Source organism: Paenibacillus qinlingensis (genome assembly GCF_013204845.1).
Taxonomy (GTDB): domain Bacteria; phylum Bacillota; class Bacilli; order Paenibacillales; family NBRC-103111; genus Paenibacillus_E; species Paenibacillus_E qinlingensis.
The window spans coordinates 17666-42503 of the sequence record NZ_JABMKY010000003.1 but is presented as its reverse complement, the minus strand read 5'-3'; the positions used below and the strand labels follow the sequence as shown (position 1 = coordinate 42503).

Sequence of the window (24838 nt, the reverse complement as noted above, 5' to 3'; positions counted from 1 at the left end):
GCAATCTCCTCTCATGTTAAAATAACTTGCCACTCGCAGCCTCAACCGCTTGCAGCCACTCGCCATCCAGCAAAGCCGTCGCCACGTTTTCAATATCACGGGAAGTTGATCTGTCCTCCACAACGGGGGGAACGAGCACCCGCAGCTTGTCGTACAGAACACGAGTCGCTGGTGCAAGCCCCTCAGCTCCCACGAATTCAGCTGCTTCCGCTGCACAAATCAATTCGATTGCCAGCACCTTGGACACGTTGTCGATGACCTGCGCGGCATGGCGTGCTGCTGTTGTTCCCATCGACACATGATCTTCTTGGTTCGCTGAAGAGGGAATCGAGTCCACGCTTGATGGGTGGGCGAGCACTTTATTTTCCGAAACGATAGATGCACTTACATATTGCGCGATCATCATGCCGGAACTCACCCCTGGTTGATGGCTCAAAAAAGCAGGAAGTCCCCCAGACAGCGCTGGATTGACTAGCCGCTCAGTACGGCGTTCCGAAATATTGGCAAGCTCGCTCATACCTATTTTCAGGAAATCCATAGCGAATGCGATCGGCTGCCCATGAAAATTACCGCTGGAAATAACGAGTCCTTTTTCCACGAATAACAACGGATTATCGGTCGCTGAATTCATTTCTATCACAATCTTATCCTGGACATAGGCAAGAACTTGGCGTGTCGCTCCATGTACTTGCGGCAGACAGCGCAGCGAGTAAGCATCCTGTACGCGAAGCTCGCCTTGGCGTGTGGTCAACTTGCTGCCTTTCAGCAAAGTGCATAAGTTCTTTGCAACGCCGATTTGCTCGGGATACGGGCGTACCTGATGCACCTCTTCCGCAAAAGCATCCGGGATACCGCGCAAACATTCAACCGTCAATGAGGCGATCACATCCGCGATTTTCGCAAGTCGTTGTGATTTGATAAGCGTCAGCGTACCAATGGATGTCATGATCTGTGTGCCGTTTATAAGTGCTAGCCCCTCTTTTGCCTGTAAGCTGATCGGTTTGAGCCCTGCTTTTGCGAGTGCTTTCTCACCCGACAGTCGTTCACCTTGGTAAAATGCCTCCCCCTCGCCCATCAGAACCAGTGCCAAATGTGACAGTGGAGCCAAATCCCCGCTAGCACCAAGCGAGCCTTGTTCCGGCACGACGGGATGTACGCCACGGTTAATGCAGTCGATCAACAGCCGCAGCGTTTCCGGACGAATGCCGGAATGTCCTTTGGCCAGCGCGTTTGCTCGCAGCAGCATCAAACCGCGTACCGTCGGTTCCGGCAGCGGTCTGCCAACTGCGCAGGCATGGCTGCGGATCAGGTTAACCTGCAGCTGGACCGCGTCTTGCGGTGAAATCGTCACGTCGCTGAATTTACCGAAGCCCGTCGTGACCCCGTAAACCACTTGACCTGTTGCGAGCAGTTCTTCCACCATTTTGCGGCACGCCACTACACGCCACAATGCCTGTTTATCTAGTTCGACCGGTACATGATCATAAACAACCGACGCTACTAACTCTGGTATCAATTGCACTCCGTCTATTACAACCGGAGTCGCTTCTAAGTCATTTTCCTGCTGTTTGTATACCATCGCCATGTCAACTCAGACTCCTTCCTTTCTCGCTTTACCAAAAGAAAGGGACCGTACGGAAGTTGTTAGCTTCCATACGGTCCCTTTTTTCAAAAAAGAGGGTTGTATGCGATTGTCCGGTATCAAGCTCCAGCCGATCCTTCATCGCGATCACCACTTTATCATTATTTTGTTTTCCTTATCTTACCTAGTCTAATTTTCACACGCGAGTTCGCGAACTGTCAAGATGGCTGAAAGCCTAGTTGTTGCCGGGGTTGTTGCCGCGTGTCTTGTCGAACTATGCATCAACGCTTAAGTATCGGTTCCAATTGTGCAAGGATATCCTCCATTTGCTTCGAGCATTGCTCGTACATCCCTTTGGCCTTTTTATTATTGGTGGACAATCCATACAACATTAAATCGCCTTCGCATTTTTTTAACGTTGCAAATAGCGATGCTTTTTCCTGTGGCACAGGTACGGTGATCTTATCATCATACAAGTCCACAAACAATTGGCCATAAGAATCCACTTGACCTAGAAATACATTTTCGACCGTGACACCTATTTTAACTAACTCTGAATTCAACCATGCCCGGCTAAAACCTAGGGTAGCCAAAGGTTCATCCATGATTACACCATCCATGATCACTGCCTGCGGCTCCTTCTCAGGCGCAACCTTTATGCCTAAATGTTTGGGCGTCAGCGGTTGATTCTCGCGTGTTAAGAGAACATTAATTTCACCACTTGGTTCCATTATGGCAAATTCCACATCAGCCACTTTAAATACCGATCTTTTGCGCAGTTGCTCCATTAGTTCATCAGAGGTTAGGCGTTCTTTCTTTAAATTATCTTCCATGACTTTACCATCTCTAATGAGGATTGTCCCTTTGCTATCAATGAAATCTCGGCTTTTTTTACTTTTCAGCTGCAGAAATTCTATGCCTAATGTACACAATACCCATACCCCAATAGCAACCAATCCTAGATACCATTTCGTATCCGTGTCCAACGATATATACGCCGCGAGATTACCAATGGAAATTCCGGTTATGTACTCGAAGAAGGAAAGCTGGGTCACTTGCCTTTTACCCAACAGCTTCGTCATCAGGAAAAGCACCACAATTGATAAAAATGTACGTAATACAATTTCAACCCAATCTAACACGATAATCCTCCTCTTGATATTCCAAATTCCAATTGTATTCAATTGTTTGTTGATTGCGTGTAATTTATGCAAATAAAAGGAAATTATTCCAATCGATACAATACATGAATAGCCAAAAAAAGGAGCTGCCGAAGCAACTCCTCCCAATTCTCTCCCCGTTATACCTTACAAACCCCATGATACCCTAGCAGATGATAATACTGGCCATTCATATCACTGCTTAGCCGCCATTTGATATCGCTAATCAACGCATAAGCATGTTTAGCCTGTACCTGATCATAAGCCTGAAGCAGTGTGACTTCCTTCTCACACCTTTTCATGCTTTCCATCAAAAGCGCATGCCTATTTTCAATCTTCGTCATCATTAACATTCTATACCTGAAGAACATCTCCGTGTGCACTTTGAAGACCTTAACTACTTGTATCTGAAAATCTAGACAAGTCCTTAACGTCGCATAGTCCTCTTCAACAAGCTCACGTTTACATTGTTCTAAGATTTCACTCATTTTCAAACTATGGATAAGTGCCTGTTCTTTCTCAGCAAGAATAATGGTTAGATTTTCTTCCGTAGGCTCTAAAATCCATTTGCGTTCCTGACCCGCTGTATTATAAGGATGATCCATGTAAGCCAACTGCCACTCATATCTTTCTATAGAGCCAATAAAGGAGGAATGGAAATTATTCACGACAGATTCATTGGCATAATGGGCTAGTTCCGCGACTTTCTCCGACAATTGGAAGAATGTCAGCATGGGATCAGGAAATCCCTTTCTCTTGCACATTCGCCATACGTCGGCGATTTGGATATTCATATCCCAACAGGTTTTGAAATACACATCATATTTAATCGACTGTACGCCTTTCAATACGTCATAATCCCCGATAAATGTGGTGTTTGGTCCTAGGGCATATCCCCGTATCCTGCACATGAAGCCGCTGATTCCCTTATCGTAGTAATGCCTCATCCGATCTGGTATGAATTGCAGCGCACAAGTAATCCAGCCAGCCCAATCGCCCCTGTACTCGCCTCCGAGATCGAACTCTACCCATTCTCTGCCCGGAGAAAGTCTGCCTGGGAGTGTCGCTGGTGAATGAAACCGATAGAAATCCTCAACCTGCATTTTACTTCGAGAATCACAGCGTTCAGGTAATTTACCTAGAATATCTTCATACACTTTCTCACAATCAGGATGATGGGTAAAGCTAGAACAAATAATCCTCGCATCACTTCTGCCTGCTTCATCCATGGCCTCAAGGCCTTTCTCATACATCTCGAGGAAAAGCTTCCCAATTGATCTTGTATCTGACTCAGGACGATAACATTGCCAGATTTCCATGGCCTCTCCTGTCCACAGTTCAATACCAGAAAGGGCTGGGAAGTCCACCATAACCTCTTTGATTTTGGATTTGTAGAATAGCCAAGTATCCTCGCTATCTAATCGCAGCACACATAGACCCGTATCGGGATTGCGATAAAACATGTCCGGGTGTACTTTAAGCAGATCTTCAGGGATATTAAACTCGGTGCAGGATAGGTAAAAATCCATACCCCAATTTTTCGCTTCATTAATGATAGTACGCAGACATTCCTTGGCAAGCTTGATCTTGCCCTCCGCATCCTCTCTTCTCAATCGAGGGAAATATCGAAAATCAAGGAATTGATACCAGCTCATGCTAATCCAGCTATCGATCCACATCAGATGATTAACTCGTTTCCTGGACAAAAGTTTAATTAGGTTGAGGTTCTCTTCCAGGTTTGCCATCGATGTCATCGAGGGACCCCAATGTCGCTCTACGCCTCTTTTTTTAATATCAGGTGAAGAGGTCATATTTAATCGGGGAAGCCGCACTTCACCATTAAGAACGTATGTTTGATCAAGAATTTCACATATGCCATAGAGGATAGCTTGTTCAGTTGCACCAGATAGATTGATATGATAATAGCCGTCTTTCATTACTGTAAAAATGACAAACGTCTGTTCACAATACCCCTCTAATACCTGCGGCTCGAGAATACGAATTCGATTTCCTTCACTGGATTCCGTGCCCAATGAAAGGTTCTTAACTTGATACTCGTCTCGCCATTCTTCGATCAACAAGCTCACCGCATTGTTCGTCATGATGCCACTGTTATAGCAAATCTCAATACTTAGCTGACAAACACCATGTTTCGTTAGGTGTAAATCCATCTAGCGGATCTCCTTTCTTCTAAAAGCTAACGATCAGGCAATAAGATAATTTTACCCGTAGGTTCAATAACAGGCAGCCTGACGGTAACTTTGGTTCCTTTACCCTCTTCGCTATCGACATCCAAGCCATATGGCGATCCAAATTGTAGTTTTAATCGTTTATTAATATTGCCTAGGCCTATGCTTTGTTTGTCCGTTCCAGACAGTTCTGCATTCTCGTCATCCCGAATGCCTTTACGTAGTTCAGATAACTGTTTATCCGTCATACCTACGCCATTATCCTCGATATCAATTTGCATATAACCTTGCTCGGATATATGTCCGCGAATAAACAGACGTCCAACGCCTGATTTCATTTCCAGGCCATGGTACATCGCATTTTCCACAATCGGTTGAAGAATCATTTTCAACGATTTCATTTCTAAGAAAGACTCTTCCATCTCAATTACGATCTCAAATTTACCCTTGTACCTGATGTCCATAATTAACAGATAATCTTTAATACAGCTCATTTCGTCCTTGATACTTACGATTTCTTGGCCCTTAATGCTATATCTGAATATGCGCGACATCGCGGAAGATATACTGACGACCTCACTTACATCATAAGCCAAGCCAATACTGCTCAAGCAGTTCAACGTATTATAGAGAAAATGAGGATTAATTTGGCTTTGCAGTGCTGACAGTTTCGCTTGTTTTTTCGATAACTCGGCTTCATAAAGAGACGTTTGGTTCTCAACAATATCTCGCGTCATCGTCTCTACGTTATCCAGCATCTGATTAATATGGGTAGCAATAATACCTACTTCGTTTGTGGACGGTATTTTTAATCTATGCTTTAAATTCCTCTCACCCACATGTGATAGGAATCTCACGATTAACATGACAGGACGTGTCGTATTATACATAAAAATACTGCCTATAATCGTCAATAAGACGATCATAATAATGCTCAACCAGATCCCTAAGGAAACGATCGGCTTCATATCACTGGTAAGCTCTGCAATAGGAAGAACACTTATGACTTTCCAGTCTACATTCTCCATTTTTTTATATTGAACGAGGGATTTTTTACCTTCATACACAATTTCATCTTTAGCTGTGCTGCTTATACCTTCTTGCCAAAAAACATTCTCGTAATACTCACCTGCTTTAAGCCCTTTATTGCTTACGATCACCCGATTGTCGGAATCAAGGATCAGAAAGAGTGAATTCTTCGTTAATTCAGTTGTGTTCACTAATTTCTCTAATTCCCTCGTATCCAGTAGGAAAATACAGTTACCGATTTTGGAATAATCCCCCGTAGCGTCAAAAGAAGAAAAGATAGGTGAAATATACGAATAGTAATAAAACGCATCACTGCTGTCTCTCACAATCGATGAAAACACAGGCTTTGTAAACTCTTTGCTTTGAAAATCATACATTTTCGCCAAAGCTTTCAATATATCATTGTTGTAATGCATATTATCTGAGATCTGTCTGTCATTATTATTTAAGAGAACAATACTATAAATATTCTGATTTGAATTCCTTGTGTGCGTAAAAATTTCAGAGACATAGTCATTTAATTCTGCACTCCGAATACTATTCGTCGACACCATCAATTCCTGCACATACTTACTATAACTAACCGTAATAGAATCTCTTTCCACACTTTTAGCAATCGTATCTACATTTAACGCTACCTGTTCCATCATATTGCTCGCATACTTAGCTGCACGTTCCCGAGTAAGCGAATTGAAAAAAACGTTATACATACTCTGTATCAAGATCATCATTATGAGTGCAATCAGAATTAGCAACGATATTTGGTGCTTGAGCTTCAGATTACTAATTAAGCGCATTCAAGTCCCCACTCGTTTTACGATATTTGGAAGGTGTACACCCTAAGTTCCGTTTAAATACTTTATTAAAATAGAAATAATCACTATATCCTACACTCTTACATACATCTGCAATAGACAAGTTACTATTCTGAAGCAATTCAGAAGCCTTTTTCATCCGTAGATCCGTCATATATTGGGAAAACGTCATGCCTGTAACTTTTTTAAACAACTCACAACAATAGCTCACATTAATGAAAAATTTCGTGGACAAGTCCTTTAGAAACAATTCTTCATGGAAGTGTTTATTCGTATAATGCAGCAGTTCCTTAAATTTATTATTAGCGTCCCCTTGTTGATCTCGTTCAGGATCCGATAGCAATTCATATACATATTCGCTTAGCGATTCTAAATTCATGAACTTTTCTTTCATTTCGCTATAATCCAGATACTCAAAATCAAGTAATTGACTACTGCTATCACTGTCTTTTAAAGTATGCATAACAAATTCATTCCATAAAAATACCGCATCTTCAATGCCTAAATGGTGTTCGCTAAAAAAGGCCGTTATCACGGTAGACAATTCCTTCATGTTCTTATATTGAACTCGTTCAAGTGCTTCAATTATGCCTTCAGCAAATTGTTTAACTACACTTTTTTTACTCTTTTTGTATAATGAAACTCGCTTTGAACGATCAACGAAACAATCATTACTTGCGATATCCGAAGTTTTTAAAAACATGGATACATGGTCAGCTCCATCACTGGATAAACTAATCCCTGCCCTATCCACGACATGCTCTTTGGAAATAAGACTACGATAGATCAGCTCACTCTGATCTTCATCACTATTAATGATAAACACCGTTTTTCTAGGACCTAGTTTTAAAGTAGTAAGTTGTGCACGACTTCCTAATTCCAATAAGACGACATCATCATATTCTGCATTATTAAAATACACCGTGACAATCTGATATTTCTTGTAAGGTTTATGTCGCAAACGCGTATTCAAAAGTGAATGATTATCCTTAAATTCTTCCAGCAAAGTCATGTATAAACTTAAATCATTCGTACTGCGTTTGTTCTCTAACTTTCTATAAAGCTTGTCTAACATGTCCTCCGCCTTTTCCATATCCAGCGGCTTTAATTGATAATCCATCGCACCTTCCTGAAGTGCATGCTGCACATAAGAGAACTCTGCAAACCCGCTAATCACGATAAAATCAGTGTCTATCCCCTGTGCTCTCGTCCTTTGCATCAGTTCAATCCCTGTCATGTCAGGCATTCGAATATCCGTAAAGACGACATCAGGATGTTCTTCACTAATCACTTCTAAAGCTTTGGCTGGTTCGGTCGTTTCACAAATAATTTTAAATCGATTCCCGTTGCGCTCGATTAATTTACGAATACCGATCAAAGCCCAAGGTTCATCATCAACAATGACTACACGATACATACAGGATTCACCACATTTCTGCCATTAATATCTGGAAAGGGAACTCTTTATCCGTGGACAAAGAGTTCCCTTTTTCTTGACTTATACTAATACTAGCATAACCAGTTTTATTTAATTTTAGAATTTTTCTTCGCTGAAGGCAACAATTCTGGAGCAAGTTTTAGTTGTTTGAAATCTTCTGGAGATAACATCTTATCTTTATTTTTTTGATAGTAGTCGTTGTAGAACGCATCCACATCTTCACCGCCAGCTTTTTTCCAAAGTTCTTTCGCATCTGCGATCGCTTTCTCAGCTGTCAAATTAGGTTGTGCAAGTGCTTTTAAGAGGAAATCGTCTACAGCTTTGGTTCCATTCGTTTTCTTCAAAAGCGTATCAGAAGCAAGTGCTGGCAATGTTTGTTGCCATTTTCTTGGATCAATGGCATCTGGTTTATTAACAACTTGCGCCATCTTAAAGTACAAATCGCCAAACTCTTGTAGAACAGGATCGCTTGATTTGAGATATGAATTGTAATATTCATTGGCTAAAGGACTAATTGCAGAACCTAAGTTAAAATCGAAAGTTCGAATGATACTGTAATCTGTTGCATAATCATATTCAATTTTATTCTTCGCCGGATCTACTACAACTACAGTACCTTCAGCATCTCTCTTTTTATAAACGCCTTCAGGTCCATTTACTAAGTAATCGGAAACTTTCGGATCGTTTAGCCAGTTAATGTATCTAGCAGCCGCATCAGGATCTTTGGTTGCTGCATTAATAAAGCCAACTGCGGATGGTCCACCATTGATATAGCCTTCAAAAGTTCCATACTTTGTCGCAGGCAAATCAAATGTATCCAGTTTAGCAGTCGGATTAGCCTTTTTGAAATTCGCAAATGTTGGTGAATTCAGTTGACTAAATTTCCCTGTCAAGAAAATACCGATTTTTCCATTCGTGAAATCCGTTAATGCTTTGTCGCCTTTATCAAGTAAGAAGTCCGGATCAACAACCTTCGCATCAACAATTTGTTTCGTAAACTTCAACCAATCTTGGATGCGATCCCATACAAATGTCAGCTTGCCATCAACGACTGCATACTTCTCAGGATTACCAAAGCCAAACATGTGAGAGAGTACTCTTTGGGAATCCGCATTTAACGTCAATCCATAGGTATCATTTTTGCCATTCCCATCAGGATCTTTCTCTGTAAATGCTTTTGCTACAGCAAGCAAGTCTTCAGGTGTTTTTGGCATAGGAAGATTTAACTTTTCTAACCAATCTGCACGAATAACGGCAGCATGATTAGGGGAAACAGGTGATACGGTTCCGATCGTGTAACGTTTTGCATTGACTGTCGTAAGCTTTTGTAGTGCCGGATATTTATCTAACGTCTTTTTATAATTAGGCATTTTCGCAAGCAATTCATCTGTGATTTCCAAAGCTTGCCCTTTGGAAATAAATGGCGTCATATCTTCATAGTTAGCTACGACGTCCGGACCTTCGCCAGCTGCAAACAGCATGTTCATTTTTTGTGGAGCTTCTGTTCTAGGTACAATGATGAATTTCACTTCTTCGAACGGCGCATTTTCTTGAATCCACTTTGTCCAACGGTTATTATCATACGTACCTTCGGAAGCTGGAATAAGTCCCCGATCATAAACCATGACCGATACTTTACCTTTTTTTACTTGGCCACTAGGGGTTACGCTTGCCGTGTTACTAGTGTTACTGCCACTCTTTGTAGGTTCTTCTTTTGTAGTGCTACATGCAGTTAAACCAACAGATACAGCCATTACAAGTGATAATGCAACCACACTTTGAAACTTTCTCTTCATACTTGTGTTGCCTCCCTTTTTTTATGAAAATTATGATCGAAAAAAATGAAATCGCTTTCGATATATGTGAAGAATACGAAGTAATTATCGTACCCTTTACAATCAACAAATATTCCCTAATCATAGCTACAAAGCGCTTGACTTAACCTTTAACAGATCCTAACATAACACCTTTAACAAAATACTTTTGTAAGAATGGATATACGGCAAGCATCGGCAATATCAGCACAACTACACCAGCAGACTTAACTGATTCTGAAATGACCTCACCTGAACCAGAAACAGCACCTAAATCTTGACTCGTCCCCAATTTTATTTGCTCTAATTGGAAAACCATCTGCTGTATGAGCACCGGTAGGGTATATCCCCTCGAATCACTGATATACATCAGTACTTTCAAGAAACTATTCCAGTACGCAACTCCGTAGAAGAGGGCTAATGTAGCGATTACAGCTTTGGAAAGCGGAAGATACATCTGAAGTAAAATTCGCCATTCGGAACAACCATCAATTCTAGCCGCTTCTTCCAACTCTTCGGATATATTTTCAAAGAAAGACTTCATAATCAACATATTGTAAGGGCTAATTAGTGTTGTTAACCAAATGGACCAGTAGGAGTTCATTAATCCAAGTGATTTCACCAATAGGTAGGTTGGAATCAAACCGCCGCTAAACAGCATCGTGAAGACGATTAGAAAGGTTACTTTTCTTCTAGCAAACATTTTCCTTTTGGACAAGGGATACGCACAGAGAATTGTGAAAATCATGCTAAGCGCAGTCCCAACTACGGTAACAACGACACTATTCTTAAAATATTTAAATAAATCTGTGGATACAATTAAAACTTTGTAAGCTGCTGGTGTAAAATCAACCGGCCATAAAAATACTTTGCCTGATTCAATAGCTGAACCGCTGCTGAATGAAGTAGCAATAATATAGATGAGCGGAAGTAAACACGACAGCGATATGATAAAAAGCACAATGTTATTAATTTTATAAAAGGCTTTTTCTCCCGTCGATATTTTCAAAGCTTGTCCCTCCTTCATATGTCTAAGTTGTTAGTCGTTTAAAATAAGGCATTCCCTGACATCTTGGCTAATCGGTTCGCCACAAGCACAAGGATTAAACTGATCACAGAATCGAACAATCCCATGGCTGTCGTTAAACTAAATTCGCCTTGTTGAATACCCATTTCATAAATAAAGGTGGGCACAACATCCGTCATATTCTTTACAACTGGATTTTGAAGAACGAAAATCCGATCAAATCCAACTTCCATAATTTTCCCAGTTGCTAAGATAAACGTTAGGACGATGGTTGGGACCAAACTAGGAAGGGTAACTTTCGTAATCTGCTTCCACTTGTTAGCGCCATCGACAACCGCCGCTTCGTAATACGTAGGATCTATGCTCGAAAGTGCTGCTAAGTAGATAATGGCATTAAAACCTGCATCTTTCCAAATCCCACTTCCCAGGAAAATGGTCATCCATGCTGTGTGATTAAATAAAAACTGGATAGGTTCGCCGCCAAAGTATTCAATGATAAAGTTGATGGGGCCATTTTTAACAGAGAAAACGTTAATAATAATACCGCCTACGATGACCCATGAGAAAAAGTGAGGCAAGTATAGAACCGTTTGCGAGGCTTTTTTGAACCATTTCATTCTTATTTCATTGAGCAGAATGGCTAATATGATTGGAAACGGGAATGAAACAAGGACGGTTAGCAAGCTAATCACTAACGTATTCCTGATGATTTCTACCGTGTGTGGCTGGTCAAATATCATTTTGAAATTCCGAAGCCCTACCCAGTCACTTCCCATAATACCGTCTATGAATCGATAATCCTTAAAAGCAATCACCGCGCCAAACATGGGTACATAGGCAAAAATAATAAAAAACAAAAGTGGCAGTGCTATCATGGTATACAAAGGTATGTTTTCTTTAATTCTAATTTTTCTGTGTAGTTTCTCACTGTTTGTCATTTCGGTTTCCTCCTGAAGCGATAAGTTCTGTCTTAGGTTTGTTGGCTGTATTTCGACTTCCTTCCTTGTTGAAAACGTTTTATTGATTGTGCTTCGCAATGTTATTTGATGTTTTTATTGTATGGCATAACAACATCAAGAAAAATGTAATAATATCGTCTCTTTTATGTAATATGTTCGTTATTGGTAGGATTGGTGGCGAGGTTGGGCGAGTGGATTCAGTGATATAGGTGAGCTAGAGAGTGAACTAGATGAGCTAGAGAGTGAATAGGTGCGCGGGATCCTGGGCTGTAGTGCCATTTTTAGGCGCTACAGCGGGGATTCGCGCGAATACACGCGACTGTAAGGCCCTTTTCGGGCCTTACAGCGCTGCGCTAGCGCTCGGGCGAGCGCGATCCTGGGCTGTAGCGCCATTTTTGGGCGCTACAGCGGGGAGTCGCGCGAGTAGGCGCGACTGTAAGGCCCTTTTCGGGCCTTACGGCGCTGCGCTGGCGCTCGAGCTTGCGGGATCCTGGGCTGTAGCGCCATTTTTGGGCGCTACAGCGGGAATTCTCGCGAGAACGCGCGACTGTAAGGCCCTTTTCGGGCCTTACGGCGCAGCGCTAGCGCTCGAGCGTGCGGGATCCTGGGCTGTAGCGCCATTTTTGGGCGCTACAGCGGGATTCTCGCGAGTAGGCGCGACTGTAAGGCCCTTTTCGGGCCTTACAGCACAGCGCTGGCGCTCGAGCGTGCGGGATTTTAGCTGTAGCGCCATTTTTGGGCGTTACAGCGGGGATTCGCGCGAGTAGGCGCGACTGTAAGGCCCCTTTCGGGCCTTACAGCGCAGCGCTGGCGCTCGGGCGTGCGGGATCCTGGGCTGTAGCGCCATTTTTGGGCGCTACAGCGGGAATTCGCGCGAGTAGGCGCGACTGTAAGGCCCTTTTCGGGCCTTACAGCGCAGCGCTCGCGCTGCAAGCGAGCTGAATCTCAGCATGTACGACAAAAAAAACCTAGCAAGTCTTTCCAGTGCTAGGTTCCATGAGGATTGACTACTTTGCTATTTATACGAAGGAAATATTTTTGAAAATCGCCCTTGTCGATTTATTCTCATCATGTGAAGTAACGGCAAGTCCAACCAATAAGGAATTGTTTAATGCTACAACTTTTGAAGAAAAACGTACCCACTCCACACCATTCGCACTATACCATGCATGAAAATCACTGCCGCTTCGTTGCAACCTTAACCATGTATCCGGATAATTAACTGGGAATAGCGGGGGTTCCGATGTATAGTCATCTGGATAGATTGCAGCACTATCACCTTGCTTCATCGACCTATATTGAAATTCATATCCCCCATTGTTCTTGTTTCGGGGACTATTGTCAGGAAAAACAACGAAATAAGCATGTGCACTATCCGGATCTAAGGATTCGCGCGCCATGAGTCCTGCTTTCGTATATAAGTGCGCCGCTTCTAAAGATACTAACTGAACTTTGATATCAAAATCTCCTTCGCAAACGAGATGAGAGAAATGGAACTGATCCATTAAGCCCCAAACATCTGCCCCTCCTGCTTGTACCTCGTAGCCATCAACCAATTGCTTCGTACTTCCTTCTAATGCTGGGCTGCCTATGTCACTACCTGTAAATTCAACTTGCTTCATTTGAAATCCCGCCATTTCCTACTTTTTGATTGGACAGTCATGCTGTGCTCACTCTGTAGTATACCTTGAATGTCACTTAAACTCGAGACCAGCAGTGTATCATCGAAAACCCCGCTGCAGGAGTAAGCGTGAGCAGCGGGGTTAGTCATATTCTAGCGAACCAGCGGCACACGCTTAACAAGTTGTGTTGGCGAACCCGACCCGGAGGTCATCGGTGTGAGGTGGATTTGGAAGTGAAAATCTTCCGCTTTCAACACATACTCCGGAAGTACACCTGGACCACAACTGGCGCTGCCGATGCCGTTCTGCGCAAGATCCAGGTGCAAGAAGATACGATCACGTTCCTTCAAGTCATACGTATGCTTCGCCTTCTCTAGGTCATCGCTCGTATAGCGACGAGCGGTGAACCCGAACTGCGGAGACCCTGTCGCAAGCAGACCTGCTCCTTGCTCATTCGTCATAGCGAGCCAACGTGTATCGGTACGATTGCCGTTTTCCTGCGGTACGATATATTCGGTGAACAGCTCGCGTACAGTACGCCGATAGATGCCGAACTTCGCGGCTTGCTTGGAGTCCGCATAGGTTTCGCCAGGACCGCGACCGTACCACTCCGCCCGCTCACAGCCATTCGGCAGTGCCATACGCAGTCCGACACGAGGAAACGTAGCCGGAGCATCGCCGCCCTCAATCGATCCGTTTACGGCAATTGTCACGTCTCCGTTGGCATAAATCGTGTACGTATATAACGTATCTACCGACCATTTGAGAATCGGCGGCGCCACACGTACCCTGCAAGTAATCGTAACGATCGTTCCGCTTCCGTTAAGACTCCAGTCCACACTCATGACACGATGCTGCAGCCAGTGCAGCCCTTTCAGCTTCCATAGGACGGTTGCTCTTTGATCATCTGCGAGGGAGGTCCTCCAATCGCCGATCGGTCGCATATCGTTGTCCGTCGGAGCGCGCCACAAATCGAGCCTTGGTCCTTCCTCCAGCAGGCGGACACCGCCCTGACTCCAGCCAGCGATAATGCCATAAACACAATCAAACTGAAGTTCGAATTCACCGCCCCGCACTTCCAGCATCACGCCATTCTTCGTAACAGATAGTGGCGCGTAGTCAGACAATTCAATGGTAGGCTTGATCTCCGATTTGTTAGGAAGTTCAAACTGAGACCACGCAACCTCGAAGCCAGCATCAGCCCACGTCGTATCCGCATCAAGCACAATGCCGACATTCAACCAATAATCGGTCGCAGGCTGTAATCGCTCTGGCAGCACATAATGAATGTTCACAACGCCCGTAGATCCTGGCGCAATCTCAGGTAGTTCGCTCTTACCCGAGCTTACGACTTTCCCATCGGCCATGACATGCCAAACAAGTCGTAGATGATCTAAATGTACAAAATCGTATCGATTCGTGAGCATTACCATTCCAGCCTGCACATCCAACGCTTCAATGATAACAGGCTCCATTACCTTCTTGAGCTCGAGTAAGCCTGCCGATGGAACTCGATCAGGATTAACAAGTCCATCGATGACAAAATTCATATCGTTTGGTGTTTCTTCAAAATCACCTCCATAGGCGAAAAATTCCTGACCGTCCGATGTCCGCTGCCGGATACCTTGGTCCACCCATTCCCACACGAAGCCACCCTGCAACCGTTTGTAGGTATAGAAGACTTCCCAATACTCCTTCAAACCGCCTGGACCATTGCCCATGGCATGCGCATATTCGCAAACGATATGGGGCTTGTCCAAATCTTCACGTTGGCCAAGCTCGTGCAGCTGCCAAATCCTATTATACATCGTACTGTACACGTCGGCCGTCGCGGCCTCTCTATCTTCTGCATAGTGAACCAGACGTGTGGGGTCGTGCTCCTTAGCCCAGCGGTACATCGCTGCATGATTACAGCCGTAGTACGATTCATTCCCAAGCGACCAAAGGATGATGGATGGATGATTCTTGTCCCGCTCAATCATCCGTTCAATCCGATCTAGATAAGCCGGTTCCCACTCAGGGTCATCGCTCAATTGATTCGAATTATCTGTCCGATGAAAGCCGTGGCATTCCAAATCAGCTTCGTCGATGACGTAAAGCCCATATTCGTCACACAGATCATAGAAGCGTGGATCGTTTGGATAATGGGAGGTGCGCACAGCGTTAATATTGTGCTGCTTCATCAGAAGTACATCTCGTAGCATGGATTCAATAGGTATGGTACGTCCAAGGTCGGGATGATGATCATGTCGATTGACTCCCTTGAACTTAATTGGCGTCCCATTAACAAGTAGTAATCCGCCACTCAATTCGATAGAACGAAATCCAACACGGGTAGACGTAACCTGCTGTGCAGTTTCATCAATTACCCGAATCAACAGTTTATATAAATACGGATCTTCGGCAGACCATTTCCTAGGTTTGACGATAGGTAGCGTAAATAAGCTCTCTTGCTCTTGCTTCAAAACACCGCCTGTTACGAATCCCTCTGCAAGACCACCTTCAACCTGTCTCCCAGATGCATCGAGCAGTTGCAGCTCGACACGAACTGCTTTCTTCTCTCCATTACTACTGCGCAAGCTTAATCTGACTTCAAGCGAGGCGTCACGGTATTCGCTATCAAGCAGCGTACGAACGGAAAAATCATATAAGTGTGTTTGCGGAGCTGCTGTCATGTACACATCGCGGAAAATCCCGCTCAGCCACCACATATCCTGATCCTCGATATAAGAGCCGTCTGACCACTGCATAACGCGAACAGCAAGAACATTCGTCCCCTCGTGCACGAAATCGGTAATATCAAACTGCGACGGCATGCGGCTGCCCTTACTGAAGCCAATTTCCTTCCCATTCACCCATACGAAGAACGCGCTGTCTACCCCTTCAAAATGAAGCGTTATCCGCTGCCCGCTCCAGCCAGCCGGAACTGTAAATTCACGACGGTAAGAACCCGTCGGATTGTCGGTCGGCACAAGCGGCGGGACAACCGGGAACGGGTAAACGACGTTCGTATAATGCGGCTTGCCATAGCCATGCATCTGCCAACAAGATGGTACTGAAAGATCATCCCAGTCGCTCGCATCGAACGCTTCCAGGTGAAAGCTCAAAGGGGCATGTGCTGGCGTCGGCGCGTAATTAAATTTCCAATTCCCATTTAACGGAACATAGTAAGGCGATAACTCCCGTTCATTGAACAAAGCACTCTCATCATCAGCGAACGGTATGAATGCTGCTCTGGCTGGCAGCCGATTCCGCTGCAACAGCTTGTGATTTTCCCAATCGTTATTCATATCCAATCCAACTCCCATCTAAGTCAATATTTCCTCAATACGCAGCAACTCTTCCTGACTAAAATTCATGTTCTTCAGCGCAGCAACGTTATCTTCGATCTGGCTTACCTTACTTGCACCAATGAGAGCCGAGGTGACGCGTCCTTCTCTCAGTACCCAAGCGATGACCATCTGAGAAAGACTTTGGTCACGCTCAAGCGCAATAGCATTCAAACGAATGATCTTGGACATAACCGCATCTGTGATGGCATTGACGCTCAAAGCTCGACTTGAACTCGCAGCTCTTGAATCGGCAGGAATTCCTGTGAGATATCGGCTAGTCAGGAGTCCCTTGGCTAAAGGTGAAAAGGCGATTGACCCCATTCCTTCCTCTTTCAGTACATCCTGCAGCCCACGTTCTATCCATCGATCAAACATATTGTACTTCGGTTGGTGGATCAGACATGGCGTACCCAGTTCCTTCAAAATGCCAGCCGCCTGTTTGGTCTCCTCTGCGCTGTAATTAGACAAACCTACATATAATGCTTTTCCCTGACGTACTGCCAAATCAAGTGCTCGCATCGTTTCTTCCATAGGTGTCTCTGGATCACATCTGTGTGAATAATAAATATCGACATAATCAAGTCCCAATCGCTTAAGGCTTTGATCCAAGCTACTCATCATATGTTTCTTAGAGCCACCATCTCCATAAGGGCCTGCCCACATCGGATTACCTGCTTTTGTAGATATCATTAACTCGTCACGGTAAGGAGCGAAATCAGCTTTAAATAGGCTGCCAAAATTCGCTTCAGCAGTTCCTGGAGGCGGCCCATAATTGTTGGCCAAGTCAAAGTGGGTAATACCAAGGTCGAATGCACGGCGCAGCATTTCTCGTTGGGTTTCCAAGTCATTTACACCACCATAATTTTGCCAAAGTCCGAGGGAAATAGCAGGCAGTTTGAGACCTGAGTTGCCGCACCTTGTATACGTCATGTTAGAATATCGTTCATTTCTAGGTGCATAAGACATAAAACAACCTCCATTTAGGAAGAGAACCCCTTGTCAATGGACAAAGAGTTCCCTATTCCATTATTTCAATTTCGTATTTTCTTTGCACAAGTTAATAATTCCGGCGCTAGCTTATAAGCCAATTTCATTCTATGGCATACGTTCATCAATAAAAATGTACTAAACTCGTTTCTTTTATGTCTTATATTCGTGAATGTCCAAATTTTTATTTGCCTACTTACTCCAACGTTACTAACTGACAAACTTTTCAGCTCTTATGGATTCTTTTCTTTCCCTGTATACTAGCTGTGAAGCAAACAATTGATTGATGGAGCGGCTGATTCGGCCTAAGGAGGACTTATGGAGAAAAAACGTATCATTATTACTGGTGGCAGTGGTAAAGCAGGTCAGTGGATATTAAAACATTTTGTTCAACATAATTACGAAGTCATTAATTTGGACGTCAAGGCTCCAACGGAGCCCATCTGTCAGACGATCATTACAGATCTCAATGATTTGGGACAAGTGCATAACGCGCTTTCGCAGTTTAGCACCCGGAGCAGGCAAGAGGTGGCGGGTATTGTGCATTTTGCCGCTATCCCTCAAGCCTATACGCATACGAACGATATCTGCTTCCGAAATAATGTCATGAGCACCTACAATATTTTGGAGGCTGCTGCAAACCTGGGCATTGGAAAAGTCGTGCTCGCTTCGAGTGAGTCGTCTTATGGCATATGTTTTGCCAGCGAATTTTTCGAGCCTCAGTATTTGCCGATCGACGAAGAACATCCCCAGCTTCCGGAAGACAGCTATGGCTTGTCCAAGGTTGTGAACGAAGTAACCGCGCAGGCTTTCAACCGGCGTACCGGCATGCAGGTTGTTAGTTTCCGTCTAGGGAATATTCTTGTCCCCGAGAGCTATGCACAGCTGAAAGCCAACTTCGATGATACGGAAGCGCGTTTACGAATCCTGTGGTCTTATATCGATGCAAGAGACGTTGCTTCTGCATGTCTGAAAGCCATTGAAGCGGATGGGCTTGGCGCGGAGGCATTGATCATTGCTGCCGATGATAGTTCGTCGAACCGGCTTACCCAGGAGTTAGTCGAACAATACCTACCCGGCATCAAAGATATTCGCTCCCCGCTAGATGGAAGAACATCTCTTATTTCCAACGCAAAGGCGAAAAGACTATTAGACTGGGAACCTCAATATAAGCTGATGGAGCAAGAGTAAAGGAAAAAGAGAGGCAGTAAGCCTCTCTTTTTCGCACTTCACCCACACCCAACGCTTCACTACATATCTAATTTACTCCATCAACTGCCATTTTTGATTGTCTCCACCATTATCTGTCCACTGGGTAAGCTGAGCTCCGTCAGCCGTCGTCCCACCACTATCTAATGCTTTACCGCTCTTGCGATTAATGAGCTTCGAGTATCCATTTCCAACGCCAACGATCTGCCATTGCTGATTGGTTCCGCCATTATCCGTCCATTGAGCGACTAGAGCTCCATTCGTCGTAGAACCACCTGTCACTTCTAGAACTTTTCCGCTTTTGAGGTTTTTAATCTTATAGTAGCCGCCGCCAACATCAACAAGCTGCCACCGTTGATTCTTGCCACCACTATAATCCCATTGCGATATTTTGGCTCCATCCGTCGTAGATCCACCGAAAACTTCAACAGCTTTACTTGTATCTGCATTCATAATCTTTTTAGTTGTAGGATTTGTGTTAAACGTAATATTGGATGTATTCGCACCGATATCGATTAACCCCTCAGAAGCATTCGTGATTAAGTTGCCGTTCATCTTTAAATCCGTGATGCTTACATTGGAAACTTTGCTAGAACTGTCATAACCTTGAATGAAAGAATGAAAATTTCTGGTATCCTCAAAGCTAACGCGAGTCAGTTCAATATTGCTGACAGGACCAACCTCGCTACCACTATATTTGGCCGTCCAGACGAGAAGAGGAGACGTTCTGAATTGGCCACTGGTTCCATTATTAAAAATCCTTTCCGTGCGGATATCGATAAAATGAATATCGTCCCATACCCCATTCCCTTGGTCATGGTCCACACTAACACCACGATAGCCCTGGATCACGTCAATATTGATAAACCAAACATCGCTAATGTCTGCATTTCCTTGCATACCTACCTTCGTACCTGCTGATTCAGTAAAAGCAACCGAATTCTTATATACGACATCCGTCATCGGTTCTTCTGTCGATGCTTTCGCATCAAAAACGTCATCGCCGGTATAGGCGAAGCATTGATCCACAACAGCATGGGAAGTATTAACAAGATCGAAACCATCACCATGGATCCAGTTGACGTTATTGATAATCTTCACATTATTAATTTTGACATTAGTAGCGTCTTGAATTCTAAAGTTCCAAGTTGTGCCATCTCTGAGTGTGAAACCCTCGAAAGTTAGATTATTCGGCTTCGTACCCGCTGCGTCTTTGTAAGAATGGATGATATATTCTCGATTCGGTCCACTATCGCCCGTTGTGAGCGTCGTCCCATTGGAGTCAATCATCCCTCTTCCTTTGATAGCTACATTAGAGGCCCCAACGATACGGATGTTGGCATTGGTAAAAATGGTATTAGTGAAATCATAATCGTTTACATCCGATGAACCACGAAGTATGGCACCAGCAGCTAAATAAAGTGTGACATTACTTTTAAGTTCAATTTGAGAAAATTTGTAAATACCAGCAGGGAAATAAACGGTACCTCCGCTGGAACGAGCATTCGCATCATTGATGGCCTGTTGGATTTTGGACGTCATCAAATTACCGCCTGTTTTATCCACGCCCGAATAATCCATAATGCTTTTCACGCTTCCGCCATTAGGCGTTGGTGCATCTGTTTCCACTGGATCAGCCATAATAACAAGATTCTCCAGGTTATTGATCTTGATCACTAAGTACCGAGACCCAGCTTGAGGAAGAGAAAAAGTTAGATCCTTTCCGCTTACCGTTGCCTCGATACCATAACTATGAGGACTAATATTATAGGAAGTAATATTTTCCGAAGCCGTTACTTTAAATGTTGCTATTCCGGAATAAGACAACTGAGCAAAGGAATAATTAAACTGTCTGGCAACCCTGACAGTAGTCGAATCTACTTTCAACGTGTAAGCCGAGCTTGTACCGAAGTACGAAGGATAAGTCACGACGGTAGCCGCTGATGCAGGCTGAGCCATGCTAACTGTGAAACTAAAGATTAGAGCAGCAACCACGATAAGTTTTGTCAACAAATTTCCGATTCGGTTATCAACTTTACTAACATACATTATTATATCGCCTCCAGATGATGGTAATTGCTCATAATTCAAACATTTAACCTATGTGCCATAACTATGTAATTCATGATCGATGAAATGGAATACCCCCTCTCTAGTAAGCGCTTGCAAATAGGATACAAATTTATTCTATGGCATTGATCCATCAATAAAAATGTAATAAACTCGTTACTTTTATGTTCTATTTTCGTATATCGTGTGGGTCAAGAACAGTCAGTACACGCTTCGTCCACAAGCAATGTCATGTAAATCAGGTTTATTGGCTGATCTAATATCTACTTTAGTCGTACCACCACCGAAACCTTCAACAGTATTACCAGAGTTCGCGTTGGTAATTTTGTAATTCGTGACCGCCATGTTAATTCATCAGGTACTCGCTACGCTCCGGATTTGTAATGCCGGAAGGTTAACAGGAAACACCTCCTCAACCAAAAGTAAGCGTTCGCAAACAGCTTCATTCTATGGCAAATATTTACCAATAAAAAGGTAATAATATCGTTACTTTTATGCACTAAATTCGTTGATGGTAGGCCATGTTAGAAAGACCTGAGGCTCTGCCTCAGGTCCTTGGTATAAACCCAATCTGATGTGTATAGGGTGGGTTGTCAATGTTTCAAGGTAAACAGGCGAGCATATTCCCAAACCTAAAGAGTATCGCGAAAAGAGGATGGTTGATTTTCTAACAGACATGACATCCTCTAATAGCTAAAAATGAGGCAGTTTTGATTTTTAATGGACACCAAAGTCGCTATTGACTGATTTGTGTGCCAAAATGTGTAGCAAGAGACTCAATAACGGCCGTGGCGTCCGTTAGCATGTGGATTCCCTGCTTTTCTTATTAATAACGGCTCCTCTGTCCGTAACGCAGAAAAAATGAAAGCTAACCTTACATCATAACTGGTTCCCTCTGCTGCTCTTATCCCAACAGCAACGGTTAACCCAAGTGAAGTCTTTCTCCTATCCATTTTTTAGAAAAGAGGCCGCTTCCACAACCCCCTAACGTGACTCTCGTAAACCCAATCATATAAATTCTATTAAAAAAGAGACCCCGCATAATTGCGTGGATCTCTCTGAAATAAATCAGGACAAAGAAACAACCTTTTTCGAATCCTGCGATTCGAAAGCAGCTAGAATAACTGCCAGCGACTTCAAACCCTCTTCACCGGAAATGCTCGGTGGCGTATTCGTAACAATACTTTCCACGAAAGCGTCCATGATGCCGCTAGACACTTGCTTCTCATTCGTCGCCATCACGCCGACCTGATACTTCTCAACGGTACCGTCGCGAAGCTGCACAATAACTTGATCAAACCGGATGCGTCCCGATATGCATAGCGCCATTCTCGCACCACAAAATGGTGCTATTATCGCCGCCTTTATAATACGTCCAGCTGGCAACCAACGTGCCGATTATTCCACTCTTCATACGCAGTACGCAAGTCGCGTTATCGTCTACATCGGTTCCTGCTTTGTGCAGCGTACTCACGAAAGCAGCGACTTCTGCTACTTCGTCATCGAGCATCCAACGGATCAAATCCGATTTGTGTACGCCGAGGTCGCCCATCGCGCCCATAATGGCCTCTTCTTTGCGGAAGAACCAGCTATCGCGACCATCCATACTCCAACCTTCAGGCCCCCCATGACCGAAGGATGTACGGAAGGAAAGGACTTTCCCCATTTTACCTGATTGCAAAATTTCTTTCGCTTTTTGGTGAGGCGGCATCAGCCGTTGGTTTTGACCCACCATCAAGAACACGCCGTTCTTTCGGGCCGCTTCAATCATAGCCAAAGCATCCGCCTCGTTCGTAGCCATCGGCTTCTCCACAAGCACGTGTGCCCCTGCGTTCGCTGCGGCAATTGCATAGGGAGCGTGAAGCACGTTCGGTGTACAAACGCTAACCGCATCCGGCTTTTCCACCCTCAGCATTTCTTCATAGTTGGTATAGGCTCTACCGCCGTGTTCTTGTGCATGGCCTTCGGCTCTCGCCAGAATTAGATCGCAAAAGCCTACCAATTCAACGTTCGGATTCGCTGCATATTCAGGAATATGTCTCTTCTTGGAAATGGACCCACAGCCCACAATCGCTACTTTGATTTTGTTCATGACTGGTTCGACTCCTTTACGTGTCCCTTCACTGTTAGATCTGATGCCTGGATACCCACAATGATTCGTGTATCCAAGCTATTCGTAATGACATCCCCACACAAGCTTAAATCGTTAAACGTAACATTGGTTACATTATTTGTATCGCTTGAGCCATACAAATGTATGGGGTTAAAAGCCTCCTTTTCGAAATAAGCGCAATCAATATAAACATTTTTCACTGGTGCTGTACCCGCTTCTATTTCTACAGGAATGCTTTTCCCCATGGAGGTAAACACATAGTTTTCCACCCTTGTATTTACAAAATGGATATCACTCATGGGCTGATTGCCCGAAGTTGCTTCTACCACAATACCTCGTCGCGCCTGAACGACGTCGTTATCTTCAAACCAGACATCATACATGGGGCTGTGGGATTGCAGACCCGCTTTGAGACCCGCACAGGACGAGAATACAATATTGTTTTTGAAACGAATATTATACATGGCATAGTCCGTTATTGTTGATTTTGCACAGAGAGCATCATCCACGGTCATGACAAAGTTCTTTTCCGCAATGGCGTTCCTAGTTCCGCATAAATCAATACCATCATTCATGATTTTATATTGGTCGGCATTTTTGTGATTGATAATCTTAACATGTCTGACCGTAAATCCTTCGCCACCTTGGATACCGTTAATCGTCCATGTAGTTGAGTCTTTGATAATAATTCCCTCTATCGTAACATGATCGGAATGGTTACCTACGATAACGTTTCTTCTGTACCCGAGATAAGTTGATGATGTACGATCCTTATCCATAATCGCGATGCCGCTTGCGTCCAGCGTGCCTCGTCCTATTATTTTGGCATGATGTGCGTGGTCGATCTTGATCATGGGATCAATGAATATTTTACCTTCCCTACTCCTCGTAAAATCATATAGGGTTCTGTCTGGATTTGACTTGACAACAGCCCCGCCTTGTAGATACAGAGTGACATTACTCTTGATGTAGAGTATGTCCTTCACTTTGTACACGCCAACAGGAACGTAAACGATTCCCCCGCCTGCGGCAGAGGCATCATCAATCGCCTGTTGGATGATACCTGTAACATCGCTTGTCCAAGTGTTGTCTGCCTGATAAGGCGCATGGATAATATTATAAATACCTATTCCCGAAGATGGGGGGACGTTGCTTTCCAATGGGTCCGCCAGAATAACCAGCTTCTCCAAGCCATTGATTTGTATGACCAAATAGGATGGCTTGACCGAGTCGCTATCTATCGTAAAAGTCAGCTGATTCCCACTTATGTTCCCGGTAATCCCCCTACTGTGCGGACTTATATCATAACTTGTAATTGGCTGACTTGCCGTGATAGTTATTGTAGATGTACCTGAATAAGAAAAATGAGCATAATGATAGTCTAAAAAATGTTCAACAGTAACATTATTCAGGTCTACCTGTAACTGAAAATCCGAGCTTGTTGTCGTATATGTTGGCTTCGTGTAAGTAATCATCGTAGCGACACCTCTCC

15 protein-coding genes and 1 pseudogene are annotated in these 24838 nt (G+C 43.9%); 2 read left to right on the top strand and 14 right to left on the bottom strand.

Annotated features, from left to right (window positions below; translation table 11 throughout):
- Positions 1-16 precede the first annotated feature (16 nt).
- The 8 genes from hutH to HQN88_RS07005 form a co-directional block, all read right to left on the bottom strand.
- Positions 17-1585: a histidine ammonia-lyase gene (gene hutH / locus HQN88_RS07040; protein WP_420794141.1), complete on the bottom strand. Its 1569-nt coding sequence runs from the start codon at positions 1583-1585 to the stop codon at positions 17-19.
- A gap of 278 nt (positions 1586-1863) precedes the next feature.
- Entirely contained in the window at positions 1864-2724 is an 861-nt protein-coding gene (locus HQN88_RS07035; RefSeq protein WP_173109548.1) for a DUF421 domain-containing protein, read from the bottom strand.
- A 158-nt stretch (positions 2725-2882) separates the two neighbouring features.
- The gene (locus HQN88_RS07030; protein WP_173109547.1) at positions 2883-4913 is read right to left on the bottom strand and encodes a hypothetical protein; all 2031 of its coding nucleotides are present in this window, start codon (positions 4911-4913) and stop codon (positions 2883-2885) included.
- 26 nt (positions 4914-4939) lie between these two features.
- Positions 4940-6757 (bottom strand): sensor histidine kinase, encoded by a 1818-nt coding sequence (locus HQN88_RS07025; RefSeq protein WP_173109546.1) that lies wholly within the window; start codon positions 6755-6757, stop codon positions 4940-4942.
- Complete coding sequence (locus HQN88_RS07020; protein ID WP_173109545.1) at positions 6744-8192, bottom strand: response regulator transcription factor; 1449 nt, start codon at positions 8190-8192, stop codon at positions 6744-6746. Before HQN88_RS07020 ends, HQN88_RS07025 begins: the two co-directional genes overlap by 14 nt.
- Positions 8193-8299: 107 nt before the next feature.
- Positions 8300-10009: a type 2 periplasmic-binding domain-containing protein gene (locus HQN88_RS07015; protein ID WP_173109544.1), complete on the bottom strand. Its 1710-nt coding sequence runs from the start codon at positions 10007-10009 to the stop codon at positions 8300-8302.
- Positions 10010-10151: 142 nt separating this feature from the next.
- The gene (locus HQN88_RS07010) at positions 10152-11036 is read right to left on the bottom strand and encodes a carbohydrate ABC transporter permease (RefSeq protein WP_173109543.1); all 885 of its coding nucleotides are present in this window, start codon (positions 11034-11036) and stop codon (positions 10152-10154) included.
- A gap of 38 nt (positions 11037-11074) precedes the next feature.
- Positions 11075-11992, bottom strand: a complete 918-nt coding sequence (locus tag HQN88_RS07005) for an ABC transporter permease (protein ID WP_173109542.1) — start codon at positions 11990-11992, stop codon at positions 11075-11077.
- 293 nt (positions 11993-12285) lie between these two features.
- Here HQN88_RS07005 and HQN88_RS07000 point away from each other — a divergent pair, with 293 nt between their 5' ends.
- Positions 12286-12780 carry a hypothetical protein gene (locus tag HQN88_RS07000; protein WP_173109541.1) on the top strand — a complete coding sequence of 165 codons (495 nt, stop codon included), beginning with the start codon at positions 12286-12288 and terminating at the stop codon, positions 12778-12780.
- Between the two features lie 252 nt (positions 12781-13032).
- Here HQN88_RS07000 and HQN88_RS06995 read toward each other — a convergent pair whose 3' ends face one another.
- The 3 genes from HQN88_RS06995 to mgrA form a co-directional block, all read right to left on the bottom strand.
- A complete protein-coding gene (locus tag HQN88_RS06995; RefSeq protein ID WP_173109540.1) occupies positions 13033-13635 on the bottom strand; it encodes a DUF1349 domain-containing protein in 603 nt (200 codons plus the stop codon).
- Between the two features lie 152 nt (positions 13636-13787).
- Positions 13788-16925 (bottom strand): beta-galactosidase, LacZ type, encoded by a 3138-nt coding sequence (gene lacZ, locus HQN88_RS06990; RefSeq protein ID WP_173109539.1) that lies wholly within the window; start codon positions 16923-16925, stop codon positions 13788-13790.
- Positions 16926-16943: 18 nt separating this feature from the next.
- Entirely contained in the window at positions 16944-17933 is a 990-nt protein-coding gene (gene mgrA / locus HQN88_RS06985; RefSeq protein WP_173109538.1) for an L-glyceraldehyde 3-phosphate reductase, read from the bottom strand.
- Positions 17934-18272: 339 nt separating this feature from the next.
- Here mgrA and HQN88_RS06980 point away from each other — a divergent pair, with 339 nt between their 5' ends.
- Positions 18273-19145 (top strand): NAD-dependent epimerase/dehydratase family protein, encoded by an 873-nt coding sequence (locus tag HQN88_RS06980; RefSeq protein WP_173109537.1) that lies wholly within the window; start codon positions 18273-18275, stop codon positions 19143-19145.
- Positions 19146-19217: 72 nt separating this feature from the next.
- Here HQN88_RS06980 and HQN88_RS06975 read toward each other — a convergent pair whose 3' ends face one another.
- From HQN88_RS06975 to HQN88_RS06965, 3 genes and pseudogenes are all read right to left on the bottom strand, one after another.
- Entirely contained in the window at positions 19218-21212 is a 1995-nt protein-coding gene (locus HQN88_RS06975) for an RICIN domain-containing protein (protein WP_173109536.1), read from the bottom strand.
- 1089 nt (positions 21213-22301) lie between these two features.
- A pseudogene (locus HQN88_RS06970) lies at positions 22302-23325 on the bottom strand (Gfo/Idh/MocA family protein).
- A complete protein-coding gene (locus tag HQN88_RS06965; protein ID WP_173109535.1) occupies positions 23322-24821 on the bottom strand; it encodes a glycoside hydrolase family protein in 1500 nt (499 codons plus the stop codon). Before HQN88_RS06965 ends, HQN88_RS06970 begins: the two are co-directional and overlap by 4 nt.
- Positions 24822-24838 lie beyond the last annotated feature (17 nt).

What these genes read in the sequence shown, in the direction of transcription:
- HQN88_RS07005 (WP_173109542.1), bottom strand. Translation starts at nt 11,992, where the DNA reads ATGACAAACAGTGAGAAACTACACAGAAAAATTAGAATTAAAGAAAAC.
- hutH (WP_420794141.1), bottom strand. Translation starts at nt 1,585, where the DNA reads ATGGCGATGGTATACAAACAGCAGGAAAATGACTTAGAAGCGACTCCG.
- mgrA (WP_173109538.1), bottom strand. Translation starts at nt 17,933, where the DNA reads ATGTCTTATGCACCTAGAAATGAACGATATTCTAACATGACGTATACA.
- HQN88_RS07015 (WP_173109544.1), bottom strand. Translation starts at nt 10,009, where the DNA reads ATGAAGAGAAAGTTTCAAAGTGTGGTTGCATTATCACTTGTAATGGCT.
- HQN88_RS07020 (WP_173109545.1), bottom strand. Translation starts at nt 8,192, where the DNA reads ATGTATCGTGTAGTCATTGTTGATGATGAACCTTGGGCTTTGATCGGT.
- HQN88_RS07030 (WP_173109547.1), bottom strand. Translation starts at nt 4,913, where the DNA reads ATGGATTTACACCTAACGAAACATGGTGTTTGTCAGCTAAGTATTGAG.
- HQN88_RS06965 (WP_173109535.1), bottom strand. Translation starts at nt 24,821, where the DNA reads ATGATTACTTACACGAAGCCAACATATACGACAACAAGCTCGGATTTT.
- HQN88_RS07025 (WP_173109546.1), bottom strand. Translation starts at nt 6,757, where the DNA reads ATGCGCTTAATTAGTAATCTGAAGCTCAAGCACCAAATATCGTTGCTA.
- HQN88_RS06995 (WP_173109540.1), bottom strand. Translation starts at nt 13,635, where the DNA reads ATGAAGCAAGTTGAATTTACAGGTAGTGACATAGGCAGCCCAGCATTA.
- HQN88_RS06975 (WP_173109536.1), bottom strand. Translation starts at nt 21,212, where the DNA reads ATGTATGTTAGTAAAGTTGATAACCGAATCGGAAATTTGTTGACAAAA.
- lacZ (WP_173109539.1), bottom strand. Translation starts at nt 16,925, where the DNA reads ATGAATAACGATTGGGAAAATCACAAGCTGTTGCAGCGGAATCGGCTG.
- HQN88_RS06980 (WP_173109537.1), top strand. Translation starts at nt 18,273, where the DNA reads ATGGAGAAAAAACGTATCATTATTACTGGTGGCAGTGGTAAAGCAGGT.